Genomic DNA, 12,240 nt, shown 5'->3' on the forward strand with positions numbered 1-12,240 from the left:
TGGTCATTGTGGTGACGCTGCGCGCAACACCGTGAGGGGCGGCTGCGCGAGGAGCCCTTTGGCGCGCCACCACCCTAGGATGCCGACCAGCACGGCCACGATCAGCGCAGCAGCCGCAAGCGGCCCCCAGCGTACGGGGAGCAGCAGATCGAAGAGGCGATACGCCAACCACGATCCCAGCAGACTGGCGGCGAGCACCGAAAAGAGCGCGGCAAGCGCGCCAACGGTAGCGGCTTCGCCGAGCAGGAACGGATGGGCAACGCGTTCCTGCAGCCCCAACGCTCTGAGGAGCGCCACTTGCTGCGCGCGCCGCTCGTCTCCAGCAGCCCAACCCAAAAGCAGGACCAGACCGCCTGCTGCCAACGCGAACGCGAAGACGGCTTCGAGTAAGCGGGTGACGTCGTTACTCAACCGTTCGAACTCTGCGCGCAATTGCTCGACGTCGATCACCGTGACGTTCGGAAATTGCGCAACCAGCGTGCGTTCGAATGCTCGCTCATGCGGTGGCAACCGAATCGCAGCCATAAAGATTGCAGGGAAATGTTCCAACGCGGCTGGCGTGGTGATGAAAAAGAAATTGGGGCGCATCGACTCCCACCGCAGCGCACGAATCGAAGTGATCGATACCGTCACCGTTTCGCCTGCGATCCCGAACGTCACCGTATCGCCCACTTTGATGTCGAACAGTTTCGCCAATCCCGCCTCTACCGAGGCTTCGCGCGCCGTGCTGTCACCGTGCCACCGCCCGGCGACGATTCGGTTGTCCTCAGGCAAAGCGGTGGACCAGGTGAGGTTGAACTCCCGATTCGCCAAACGCTCGGCGCGCGGGTTGGCGTCCAAAAGCGCTTGTGGGATCGGTGCGCCGTTGATCGACTGCAATCGACCGCGCACCATCGGCCAAAAGCGCGGCGGAGCGATGCCCGCTTTTTCGAACTGTGCCGTGAGCGGCGCAACCTGATCGGGCATCACGTTGATCACGAAACGGTTCGGCGCATCAGGCGGAGTTTGGTAGCGCCACGCCGCCAGGAGGTCGCTGCGCACGAAGAGCAACAGCCAAATCGCGGTCAATCCCACAGCGAGCGCTGCGACCTGAATCGCCACCGTCAGGGGCTGGCGCACGAGAAAGAGCAAAATGAGGCGAACTGGCGTGGGCGTCCGCTGCGGCAGAAAACGGTAGGCGAAGCGAAGGAGGACAATCGCCAACACACCGAAGCCGCACGTGATCGCAGCAATCACCGCAAGCGCGGTCACTGCGAGCTGCCATTCGCCCGCCAATGCTACCGTGACGCCGGCAAGAGCCCCACTGGTGACAAGCACCCATCCGAGCCACCCCAAGGGATGGCTGGGCGGCGCGACGTGGCGCAACACAGCGATCGGCGGCAGACGGACCAGCCAGACGAGCCACGGTGTGACAAATGCAGCGACCAGTACGAAACCAAGCAGCGCAGCCGGCCATCCGGCAACGAACGCAGCGGGCGCAAGTCCCGTGTGCGCGACGAGCGTTTGCAGCAATTCGGCAAAGAGCGATTGTGCGCCCCACCCGATCACCAACCCGGCTCCGACTCCCAGTGCCGCGAGAACCAAAAAGCGCAACCCCAAGAGCATGAGGAGGCGCAAGCGGCTGATTCCCAGCGCGCGAACCACCGCAACGCGACGGGTCAATTGCAGTGCGACGCGCCGCGCTGCCAGCGCCACCGCGACTGCGGCAAGTACCACAGCAGCGATGGTGCCCAAGCGCAGGAACCGCTGCACCTGCTCGAGGAGCGTCTTGACCGACGGTTGGGCTTCGTCGACTGCAACAAGCCGTTCCCCTGGTTGCAGCAAGGCTTCGATCTCCGCTTTGATCTGGGGTAGCGCTGCTTGCGGCGCGACGATGTGCCAGCGCCAAGTGGCCCGGCTCCCCGGGGCGATCAGCCCCGAAGCGTCGAGCGTTTCGGTCGAAACGATGACTTCGGGCAGAAAACTCAAAAAATCGGCCCCTTGTTCGGGAGTCGATTCGAGGATCCCAGCCACCACCACCTCACTGCGCCCCAGGGCGAACGTCATCCCCTCGCGCAATCCCAAGAGCGCTGACAGACGGGCGTCGATCCACGCTTGGTTGCTTGTCAGATTGGCTGCATCGACGATCACGAGTCGAGGATTCTCTTCGGTCGCCGCTTCATCGGTAGATCCCGCTGCACGGAGTCGGATGGTGCCGCGCAGCGGGTACCCTGGTCCAATCGCACGCAGCGCGACGAGTTGTCGATCACCTTGCGGCGTTCGTACCATCGACGTCGTGGTGACCGATTCGGCTACCCGAATTTCCGGATGCTGCGCGCGCCGCCCGTGCCAGCGCGCAGCAAAGGGGCGTGACGATGCGATTTGCAAGTCTCCAGCAAGCCACGCTCCGGCCTCGGTCACCAGTGTCGACGTCAAGCGGTCGTTTAGCCACGCAACGGATGCAACGCAGGAGACTGCAACGGCGAGCGCTGCAACGAGCGCCCAGAGTCCACCCGCGCCATCAAGGAGCGCGCGCGACAGCCGCCAATGGTGCCAACCCCGTTGCCACGAACGCATCACCCCTCCGAAGCCAAGCGATCGCGCACCAACCGCCACCAGAACGCTGCGCCCAGGGGCAGGATCGCATCGTTGAAATCGTACCGGCTATTGTGAAGCACGCACCCGCCCTCCCCTGGCCCGTTTCCGATCCAGAGATACGCGCCGGGGCGTTTTTGCAAGAAATAGGCGAAATCTTCCGCCCCCATCGATGGGGGTTGGTCGCGCAGCACACGTTCGGCACCGACGACGGTCGCGGCGGTACGTGCCGCGTTTTCGGCAGCGGTTGCGTCGTTCACGGTCGGCGGATAACCGTCGTGCCAGCGCCATTCGGTTTCGGCGCCGACGCTCGCTGCGATCGCCGTGGCCAAGTGCGTTGCGGTTTCGATGATATGGAGCATCGTCGCGTCGGAAAAGGCACGGACCGTTCCGGCAAGGGTGACGCGATCGGGCAGGACGTTGTACGCGGTTCCCCCGTGGAACTGCGTCACGGAAAAGACCGCGGCTTCTGTTGGCGGGATCCTACGGCTGATCGCACTTTGTACGTACGTGACGAACTGACTGGCGGCAACAATGAGATCGGCACCCAAATGGGGCATCGCTGCGTGGGTGCCCGATGCTCGGAAAGTCAGGTCGAAACTCTTGGTGCCTGCCATCACCGGGCCGGTATGAACCGCAAAGGTGCCAACCGGCAAACCCGGCCAGTTGTGCAGTGCGTAGATCTCGTCGATCGCAAAGGCATCGAGCACCCCTTCTTCGACCATGACGCGCGCACCCCCGCCCCCCTCTTCCGCGGGTTGGAAGAGGAAAACGACCGTCCCCGCGAAATCGGGTTCTGCAGCGATCGCTTCTGCTGCAGCAAGCAGCATCGCGGTATGACCGTCATGACCGCACGCGTGCATACGGCCGGGATGGCGCGAACGGTGGTCGAAGGTATTGGCCTCTTCGAGCGGCAGGGCGTCCATGTCGGCACGAAGCGCGATCGTAGGCCCTGCACCCATGGTGCCGGTGATCGATGCGACCACGCCCGTTTTCGCCCACCCCGTCTGCGGGGTCAGTCCGATCGCGCGCAACCGTTCCGCGACGAAGGTCGCGGTTGCCTCCTCTTGGAAGGCCAACTCAGGGTGGCGGTGGAGATGCCGCCGCCACGTTTGCCATTCGGAAAACCGGTGGTGCCAGCGATCTTGCCACCGCTGCCATACCGGGCTCTCCAACGTCAAGGGTTCCATCGTCTCCTCCGACTCCGTTCATTCGATCGAGAGGTTGAGTTGCGTCGGTGGCAAACCTTTTTGCCGGCGAACCGCCTCGATCTGTTGCGCAATCGCGGTTTCCCCTTTGCTGAGCGCAAGCGTCACCGCAGTGTATCCGCGGTCAGAACGCGCTTCGGTATCGGCGCCGTGGGTAAGCAGCCGCGCAACGACCGCGGCGTGACCGTTTCGGGCCGCCCACATCAGGGGGGTCATTCCGTTCTCCGAAGCCCGGTTGGGGTTCGCGCCGGCTTTGAGCAACAAGTCGACGATCGCGGTATGGCCTTGCATCGCGGCGTAGATCAGAGGGTTCCAGCCGTCGTGATCGAAGATGGCCCCAGATTCGATCAGCTGAGCGGCAATCTGGGTATATCCGCCATAAGCCGCCGCCATCAACGCGGTTTCGCCGACGAGGTTGCGTTGATTGACCGAAGCGCCGTGACGAAGGAGCGTAGTCACCAGTTCGGTTTTCCCATGACGCGCCGCCCAGACCAGCAAGGGATTGCCTTCACGGTCGCTGACGTTGGGGTCGAGCCCCCGCGCGACGAGCGACGCGACGGTTTCGACATCTTCCTGCGCCAATGCGCGTTGCAGCTGTGCATAGATCGCTGCGCCATTTTCCGCCGTCGCACCGACTGGTGCGAAGAATGGCGCGAGGCACGCCATCCAGGTTACGATGATGCGTTTTCCCTCCCAGCGTCTCACGGGGCCTCCTCGTTTTCCTGACCGACGAAAGTAAGCGGTTTGTTCACTTTTTCCCATTGTTCGCGCTCTGTCAGCAACAAGGCATGGGTGAGCGGATGGTTTCTTGCGAAATCGATAGGCAAGCCAATACGATACCCTTTTCCTGCCCGTGCTACTTCGAGTTGTGGAAGCGGCTTTTGGTTTCGCGCCCGCGCAAGGATCACCGCCAACCGGAGCGCCAAGATCGCGTCCCACTCCGGGTCGTACTCGGCCAACTCTTTGAGCCGCGCGAGTTTGCCGCGATGCGCAAGGATCCATCGCGCCAGTCGCGCTTGATCCGATTGCGAAAAACCGGGGAGATCCGCGTTCGCAAGCAAATAGGCACCGTGTTTGTGGTAACCACTGTGCGCGACGAAAAGTCCTACTTCGTGCAGCCGCGCTGCCCACGACAGGAATTGGCGCATGGGGTGGTAGGGATCCTGCCATGCGGGTTGTAACTGTCCAGCCAGTCGCAACGCTTCGGCTTCGACCCGCAACGCATGCGGGCGGTCGACCTGGCACCGTTCCATCAACCGTTCGACGCTCGCCTCCCGGATATCGTGATGGTGCGTGCGCCCCAACAGATCGTAGAGCACCCCAAGCCGCATCGCGCCGTTGGCATACCGCGCCTCAGCAATCGCCAACGCTTCAAAAGCCGCTTTCATGATGGCCAAACCTGCAGCGAAGAGATCGGCGCGCTCCGAACGCATACCGGGTAATCGAGCGATGCTCTCGACCGCTTTGGCGTCGAGTATGACGCGTTCGATCTCCTGCAATACCGGCAGCGTGATCGCCTCGTCGGTCAGTTCCATCGCAACCGCAACGTCACGGATCGCGCGGGCCGAACCGCTCGAAACGAAGACCTGCTCCCAGCCGATCGTGCGGTAGGTTTGCGCGATCGCCTCGAGTTCCATGCGCGCAGCGGTGGTCGCTTGAGCGAAACGCCGCGGCGTCACTTCCCCATCGGGAAAAAAGCGAGTGGTGAAACTGACACAACCCATGTAGAGGCTTTCGAGCCATTCGGGCGCAAACCCACGACCGATGATGAATTCAGTGGAACCGCCACCAATATCGAAAATCAAATTCTGCCGATGAGGGTTGGCGATCGAATGGGCAACGCCCAGATAGATGAGGCGCGCCTCTTCGCGACCAGAGATCACCTCGATGGGAAAGCCCAAGAGTTCCTGACCTTCGGCGATGAAATGCGCCGCATTTTTTGCGACACGGAGCGTATTGGTCGCCACGGCACGGAGCGCATCCGGCGGAAAATCGGCAAGCCGCTCCGAAAATTGCGCCAGCGCTTGCCAACCGCGGCTCATCGCTTCCGGCGTCAACCACTTCTCGGCGGTCAGGCCTGCCGCAAGACGGACCGGAACTTTGTATTCGTCACGAGGAAAGACAAGCTCCCCGTCCACGGCCGCGATCGTGAGGCGAAACGTATTGGACCCTAGGTCTACGGCTGCAAGCTTCATCCCGCCATTGTACGCATATCACGGTACAATTGGTCAGAACGCACAGGAGGAGAAGATGCCCACCCCCGTTCCACCACCGGCGAACTACCCAGCCGACCATTTTTTCAACCGCGAATTGTCGTTGTTGCAATTCCAAAGGCGGGTATTGGCGATGGCGGAAAACCCAGCTACGCCGCTCATCGAACGGGTGCGCTATCTCTGCATCGTCTCCAGCAACCTCGACGAATTTTTCGAAATCCGCGTCGCTGGGCTCAAAGAGCAGCAGCACCAAGGACTCACGCGCGCCGGCATCGACGGCATCGCGATCGACGAACTCTTGGAGCGGATCGGCAAAGAGGTCCATTCCCTGGTTTCGCGGCAATATGCGCTGTGGAACGATACCTTGATCCCGGCGCTGGCGCGGGAAGGGGTCGTCTTCGTCCGCCGCAACCACTGGACCGACGCGCAACGGGAGTGGCTCGAGCGCTATTTCGTCGACCAGATCGAACCGCTCCTTACCCCGATCGCGCTCGATCCCGCCCATCCTTTTCCGCGCATCCTCAACAAGAGCCTCAACTTCGCGATCGAACTCGAAGGGAAAGACGCGTTCGGGCGTACCTCGGGCCGGGCCATTTTGCAAGCGCCACGGGCTTTGCCCAGAGTTTTGCGGCTCCCCAAAGGGCTTTCCGAACACCCGTACGCGTTCGTCTTCCTCTCTTCGATCATTCACGCCAACGTGCACCGCCTCTTTCCGGGCATGACGGTAAAGGGGTGTTACCAATTTCGCGTCACGCGCAATTCCGACCTCTTCCTGGACGAAGAGGAGATCAAAGACTTACGGGATGCGCTCTCCGGCGAACTGCGGCAACGCCACTTCGGTGACGCCGTGCGTCTGGAAGTGGCCGACAACTGCTCCGAGCAGATGGCCCGGTTTCTGCTCGAGCAGTTCGGCCTGACCGAGCAGGCGCTCTACCGCGTTCCGGGGATCGTCAATTTGGTGCGGTTGATGGCGATCTGCGACGAAGTCGATCGGCCCGACCTCAAATTCCCCCCCTTCACTCCTCGGGTTCCGAAAGCGTTGGCGCGCCCTCAGGACACCTTTGCCACGCTCCGTCGCCAGGATCTGCTGTTGCATCACCCGTACGAAAGTTTCGAGCCGGTGATCAACTTCCTGCGGATCGCGGCCGACGATCCGAACGTCGTCGCGATCAAAATGACCGTCTATCGCACCGGTATGGATTCGATCCTGATGGAACAGCTGATCCGCGCCGCACAGTTGGGGAAAGAGGTCACCGTGGTGATGGAGTTGATGGCGCGGTTCGACGAAGAGGCGAACATCCGCTGGGCAAGAAGGCTGCATGAAGCGGGCGCCCATGTGGTTTATGGCGTTTTCGGCTTCAAAACCCATGCAAAGCTCTTGTTGGTAATCCGGCGCGAAGGGGGGCAACTGCGTCGCTACTGCCATATCGGTACAGGCAACTACCACCCAAAAACCGCTCGTCTGTATACCGATTTCGGATTGCTCACCGCCAACCCGGAAATCGGCAGCGACGTCGATGCCATTTTCCGATCGATCACGGGCATGGGCGATGCACCGCAATTGCGCCATCTTTGGCAGTCGCCCTTTACGTTGCATGCCAACTTGCTGGCGCACATCCGCGCCGAAGCCGACGCAGCGCAGGCTGGACGTCGCGGGCGAATCATCGCCAAGATGAACGCACTACTCGAACCCCACCTGATCGAAGCGCTCTACGCCGCGTCGCAAGCGGGTGTGGAGATCGACCTCATCGTTCGTGGCCCATGCGCCCTCAAACCGGGCATAGCAGGCCTTTCGGAAAACATTCGCGTGCGCTCGATCGTTGGACGCTTCTTGGAGCATCACCGCGTCATCTATTTTTATGCGGACGGGGCGCGCAAAGTCTATCTTTCCAGTGCCGACTGGATGGATCGCAACTGTTTCCGCCGCGTCGAAGTCGCGTGCCCGGTGTTGGACCCGGCGCTCAAACGGCGGGTGATCAAAGAGGGTTTGCGCATCTATTTGCTGGACAATGCGCAAGCGTGGGAGTTGGGACCGGACGGGCGCTACCGGCTCAAGCACGCCCGGACGATGCGGCGTGCCGCACAAGAGCTGCTCCTTAGAGAACTCGCGAAAAGCAACTGAGTCAAGACGACTCCCACGTCGCCGGTAATACCCGTTCGGGGTGGACGTGCCGCAGGCGTGCGATCTCCGGACACGCTTGGTGGTGAATGGTGAGCCCGCGGCTGCGGCTCAAAAATGCGACGATCGCATCACCTAGTTGGGGTAAACAACATTTCGCTGGTTGTGCGTAAAAGCCACGCTCCCCGCCGATCACCACAGACGCGACGGCATTCGGGCCCACGTGATCCTGCGGTGCGCGACGGCGCGCTGCGGAAGCCGATTCACTGGCGTCCGGCTTTCCTTCGACCGCTTCGAGCAGCGCTTTGGGCCCTACCTCGCCCCGGGCGAACGCGCGGTAGAGCGCAGCCGGTTCTTTGAATCCCAGTCGTGCCGCCAAATCATCGACTTTGGTCTTCGTTTTCCCAGCACGGGCGAGCGTCTGCTCCACGAGCGTTTTGCCGCGCGCTTCGAGTTGCGCTTGCTCGGCCTGCGCGAACCAGAGTCGAATCTTGCTGCGCGCGTGGCGCGTCACGACAAACCCAGGTTGTAACCAGTCACGCGACGGCCCACCCGTTTTCGCGGTGAGGATCTCGACCGTTTGTCCGGTCGTCAACGGTGTGTTGAGCGGGACGATCTGGCCATCGACCTTCACCCCCCGGCAGCGATGCCCCACGTCGGTGTGGATGCGATAGGCGAAATCGATCGGCGTTGCGCCATACGGCAGGTCGATCACGCGACCTGCCGGTGTGGTCACGTAAATCACCTCCTCTTTGATTGCGCGCTTGACCCGATCGGCCCAAACATTGGCGTCGGCGACCTCGTCGCGCCACGCCAACAACGAACGGAGCAGCGCGATCTTTTCGTCGTACGAAGAGGGTTTGGGCGCCCCCTCTTTGTACCGCCAATGGGCCGCAACGCCGAATTCGGCAGCACGGTGCATTTCGAAGGTGCGAATCTGCACCTCGAGCGGACGTCCGTCTGCTGCGACCACCGCCGTATGGAGCGATTGATAGCCGTTTGCTTTCGGGCGGGCGATATAGTCGTCGAACTCCCCTTCGATCGGCTGGTAACGGGCGTGCACCTCGGCAAGCACGGCGTAACAGTCGGCAACCGTGGGAACCAAGATGCGCACGGCGCGCAGATCGTAAATTTCGCGTAGGTCCAACCGTTTGCGCTGCATCTTGAGAAAGATGCTGTACAGATGCTTGGGGCGCCCTGTCACCTCGAACGGCGCAATTTTCATCTGCTGCAACAGCGCGGTAAATTCCGCAATCCGTTCCGTGATGAACGCTTCTCGTTCCACCCGTCGCTCTTCGAGGCGTTTCGCCAACGACTTGTAGGTTTCGGGATCGAGCAGACGGAACGCAAGGTCCTCGATCTCCCACTTGAGCCGCCAGATTCCCAACCGGTTCGCAAGCGGCGCGTAAAGCGTCTGCGATTCGGCCGCAAAAGAACGAGCGATTTCGTGCTCCGGGTGTTTCGCAAACCAGCGAAGGGTCATCACGCGGGAGCTCAGCCGCAACAGCACCACGCGTACGTCTTCGACCATCGCGAGCACCATCTTGCGAACCGCCTCGATGGTGTCGCGCTCCGGTGCGCTTTCGCCACCATACAACCGCACGCCATGGAGCCGCTGCAACCCTTTGATGAGCCTCAGGACGTCAGGAGATAAAGATTCTTGAATCGCATCCCACTGTTCCGGTACGCGCGTGGGAACCGGATAGAGCAACGCTGCCAAGCGGCTGGCTAAATCAAGCTTCAGTTCCGCAGCCAATAACGCCATCCCAAGGGCATGGGACCAGACCGGTTCGCCCGTTTCCAGCGTCAAACCCTCCAGCCAGCTCTGGGCATCGCGAGCTACCGTTTCCAACTGTAGGCGCTCTGGCTCGCTCAGCTCGATGCCGAGCGCCGCTTGAGCGGTCTCCCAAGAGGCTACGGCTACGGATGAGGTGGTTGCAACCATGACGATTTGTGCGAAACTTCGATCATGCGATTATCCCATTGCGCTGCAGCTCTGCGTCACGCTTACGCACTCTTGTTTTATACCGTTTCCTTTTGGTCGGGAAACATGGTGTTGGCACGCGCGTTTCGCGACGATTTACCCCCGATCCAGCTCGCGATGGCCCGGTGGGTGATCGCGTTTTTCCTCTGCCTTCCGTTTGCGCTCCCCCTTTGGCGTACGCACTGGCCACAGATAAAAACGCACTGGCGGTTGCTGACCCTTTTGGGCGTGTTGGGGGTCGGTTGCTACAACACTTTTGCGTACATGGCACTGCAATACACGACCGCGATCAACGCCACCTTGCTCAACACGCTGATTCCGATCGTGACGATGCTGCTTGCCGCAGTGCTGGTCCATGAGCCAATCAGCGGGCGCAAAGGGATGGGCATCGCGCTTGCGTTGCTGGGGGTGGCTACCGTGATCACTCATGGTGACTGGACGTTGCTCGCGCAACTCGAATTCAACCGGGGTGACCTATGGATGCTCGCCGCGGTGTTTTCTTGGGCGCTCTACACGGTATTGTTGCGTCGCCGTCCCGCTGGGATCGACCCCCTCGTGCAGCTGCTCTTTTACATCGCGGTTGGTATCGTGGTTTTGATCCCGTTCACGCTGTGGGAACACTACGGGTTGGGCAAGGTCCCCACTCTTTCCCTGACGACGCTTCTGGTGATGGCTTATACCGGTCTCTTTCCCGGTTTTCTCGGCTACATTTTCTACAATGCTGCGGTTGCGGTGGTCGGCGCGAGCACAGGCAGTCTATTCCTCTACGCGATGCCGGTACTGGCGGCGCTGCTTTCGATCCTCTTTTTGGGCGAAAGTCCGCAGTGGTACCACGCCATGGGGTTTGTCTTGGTCTTTGCAGGGATTCTCATCACCCTTCCTAGGACATCTCCTTCCCGGATAGGGCATTCCCGATGATCCGCTTTTGGCGCGCAACGTTCGGCGCGGTGCGTCGGGCGCTCTTTCCCAGCCGGCAGCAAACAGACGACGGGCGCATGCCTTATGCAGAGAACGCCACTTTTTGGCGCACGATCGCAGCGTCCTTGCCGTTTGCGGTCACCACGAGTGAATTTGATCGCTTACAACGGCTTGCCGAGGCTTTCCTGCACGAAAAGCGTTTTTGGGGGGCACATGGCTTCGCGATCACAGCGGAAATCGCTGGCACCGTCGCCTGGGGGGCTGCGCTTTTGGCGTATCGTCACGGACTTGCGCTCTATCGCGATTTCGTGGGGGTGATCCTCTACCCGGCCCCGTTCCGAGTCCGCCGCCAGCTCCACACGGAGGCGGGGATCGAAAGCGAATGGGACGATACGCTGGACGGCGAAACCTGGGAACAAGGACCAGTCCTCGTCACCTGGCAGCCTGACCCCACCGAACGCTGGGCGGTGATCCTTCACGAGTTGGCGCACCGCGTCGATTTCGCTTGCGACGGACTCTGGAATCGGCACTGGGAAGCGGCTTGGGATACCGCGCACCGCGCGGTGCGTCAAGGCGGTACGCTGCCGTTCGACGACTACGCGCTCACCGATCCTGCCGAATTCGTCGCGGTAACCGCGGAAGCCTTCTTTTTGACACCCACAAACTTGAAGTATTGGGATGAGCGACTATATTTAGAATGGAGCCGGGTAACCGGGCTCGACCCGGCTCGCAATGGCTCAGAGCCTGTCGTTCCAACGGAAAGGAGTAAGGCATCATGAAAAAAACCTGGGTGGTCGTTGCCAACGCAAGTACGGCGAAAATCTACCAAGCACTGAATGCGAAAGGAGAATTGGCGTTGATCACAACCCTTAGCCACCCGGAAAGCCGATTACGGATTCAAGACCTGGTCACGGACAAACAAAAAGAACACCACAATGGCGGTGCGGCAACGCCGCACGACGGTGAACGGATCTCGCCGAAAGCCGTCGAAGCCCAGCGTTTTGCGCACGAGATCGCCGCGTACCTGAAAGAGGGGCGCGTACAACAACAATTCGAACGGTTGATCGTTGCGGCAGCCCCCCAATTCAAGGGAGTGTTGATCGCAACGCTCGATGCTGCTACCGCTAAACTCGTCGAAAAGAGCATCGACAAAGACTATACGCAGGAGGATGAGCGCACGCTCGGCGAACGGTTGGCCGAGTCGATCCGGTACGCTGCGTGAAC

Annotated in this window: 9 protein-coding genes; 4 read left to right on the plus strand and 5 right to left on the minus strand. The window is 61.2% G+C overall.

Going from position 1 to position 12,240, the window contains the following annotated elements; translation table 11 throughout:
* Nucleotides 1-3: 3 nt before the first annotated feature.
* From ACYQ4Z_RS04450 to ACYQ4Z_RS04465, 4 genes are read right to left on the minus strand one after another with little or no spacing between them, the layout of a single operon-like run.
* The gene (locus ACYQ4Z_RS04450) at nucleotides 4-2,556 is read right to left on the minus strand and encodes an ABC transporter permease (RefSeq protein ID WP_459860171.1); all 2,553 of its coding nucleotides are present in this window, start codon (nucleotides 2,554-2,556) and stop codon (nucleotides 4-6) included.
* Entirely contained in the window at nucleotides 2,556-3,764 is a 1,209-nt protein-coding gene (locus tag ACYQ4Z_RS04455; protein ID WP_285615621.1) for an amidohydrolase, read from the minus strand. The genes ACYQ4Z_RS04450 and ACYQ4Z_RS04455 overlap by 1 nt, the downstream gene beginning before the upstream one ends.
* A gap of 18 nt (nucleotides 3,765-3,782) precedes the next feature.
* Entirely contained in the window at nucleotides 3,783-4,487 is a 705-nt protein-coding gene (locus ACYQ4Z_RS04460; protein ID WP_459860174.1) for an ankyrin repeat domain-containing protein, read from the minus strand.
* Nucleotides 4,484-5,920, minus strand: a complete 1,437-nt coding sequence (locus ACYQ4Z_RS04465) for a Ppx/GppA phosphatase family protein (protein ID WP_459860176.1) — start codon at nucleotides 5,918-5,920, stop codon at nucleotides 4,484-4,486. The genes ACYQ4Z_RS04460 and ACYQ4Z_RS04465 overlap by 4 nt, the downstream gene beginning before the upstream one ends.
* A 112-nt stretch (nucleotides 5,921-6,032) precedes the next feature.
* On the opposite strand from ACYQ4Z_RS04465, the gene ppk1 reads away from it, so the two are divergent.
* On the plus strand, nucleotides 6,033-8,117 hold the full coding sequence (gene ppk1 / locus ACYQ4Z_RS04470; RefSeq protein WP_459860178.1) for a polyphosphate kinase 1: 2,085 nt from the start codon (nucleotides 6,033-6,035) through the stop codon (nucleotides 8,115-8,117).
* 1 nt (nucleotide 8,118) lies between these two features.
* On the opposite strand, the gene ACYQ4Z_RS04475 is transcribed toward ppk1, so the two are convergent.
* On the minus strand, nucleotides 8,119-10,059 hold the full coding sequence (locus ACYQ4Z_RS04475; RefSeq protein ID WP_459860180.1) for a RelA/SpoT family protein: 1,941 nt from the start codon (nucleotides 10,057-10,059) through the stop codon (nucleotides 8,119-8,121).
* A 24-nt stretch (nucleotides 10,060-10,083) separates the two neighbouring features.
* Here ACYQ4Z_RS04475 and ACYQ4Z_RS04480 point away from each other — a divergent pair, with 24 nt between their 5' ends.
* Genes ACYQ4Z_RS04480 through ACYQ4Z_RS04490 form a run of 3 tightly spaced genes read left to right on the plus strand, consistent with a single transcriptional unit; the run spans nucleotide 10,084 to nucleotide 12,238 of the window.
* Nucleotides 10,084-11,016, plus strand: a complete 933-nt coding sequence (locus ACYQ4Z_RS04480; RefSeq protein WP_219970928.1) for a DMT family transporter — start codon at nucleotides 10,084-10,086, stop codon at nucleotides 11,014-11,016.
* Entirely contained in the window at nucleotides 11,013-11,795 is a 783-nt protein-coding gene (locus tag ACYQ4Z_RS04485; protein WP_219970944.1) for a M90 family metallopeptidase, read from the plus strand. Before ACYQ4Z_RS04480 ends, ACYQ4Z_RS04485 begins: the two co-directional genes overlap by 4 nt.
* Complete coding sequence (locus ACYQ4Z_RS04490) at nucleotides 11,792-12,238, plus strand: host attachment protein (RefSeq protein ID WP_459860183.1); 447 nt, start codon at nucleotides 11,792-11,794, stop codon at nucleotides 12,236-12,238. Before ACYQ4Z_RS04485 ends, ACYQ4Z_RS04490 begins: the two co-directional genes overlap by 4 nt.
* Nucleotides 12,239-12,240 lie beyond the last annotated feature (2 nt).

The sequence above is a fragment of the Hydrogenophilus hirschii genome (genome assembly GCF_054656675.1).

What these genes read in the sequence shown, in the direction of transcription:
- ACYQ4Z_RS04450 (WP_459860171.1), bottom strand. Translation starts at nt 2,556, where the DNA reads ATGCGTTCGTGGCAACGGGGTTGGCACCATTGGCGGCTGTCGCGCGCG.
- ACYQ4Z_RS04455 (WP_285615621.1), bottom strand. Translation starts at nt 3,764, where the DNA reads ATGGAACCCTTGACGTTGGAGAGCCCGGTATGGCAGCGGTGGCAAGAT.
- ppk1 (WP_459860178.1), top strand. Translation starts at nt 6,033, where the DNA reads ATGCCCACCCCCGTTCCACCACCGGCGAACTACCCAGCCGACCATTTT.
- ACYQ4Z_RS04475 (WP_459860180.1), bottom strand. Translation starts at nt 10,059, where the DNA reads ATGGTTGCAACCACCTCATCCGTAGCCGTAGCCTCTTGGGAGACCGCT.
- ACYQ4Z_RS04480 (WP_219970928.1), top strand. Translation starts at nt 10,084, where the DNA reads ATGCGATTATCCCATTGCGCTGCAGCTCTGCGTCACGCTTACGCACTC.
- ACYQ4Z_RS04485 (WP_219970944.1), top strand. Translation starts at nt 11,013, where the DNA reads ATGATCCGCTTTTGGCGCGCAACGTTCGGCGCGGTGCGTCGGGCGCTC.
- ACYQ4Z_RS04490 (WP_459860183.1), top strand. Translation starts at nt 11,792, where the DNA reads ATGAAAAAAACCTGGGTGGTCGTTGCCAACGCAAGTACGGCGAAAATC.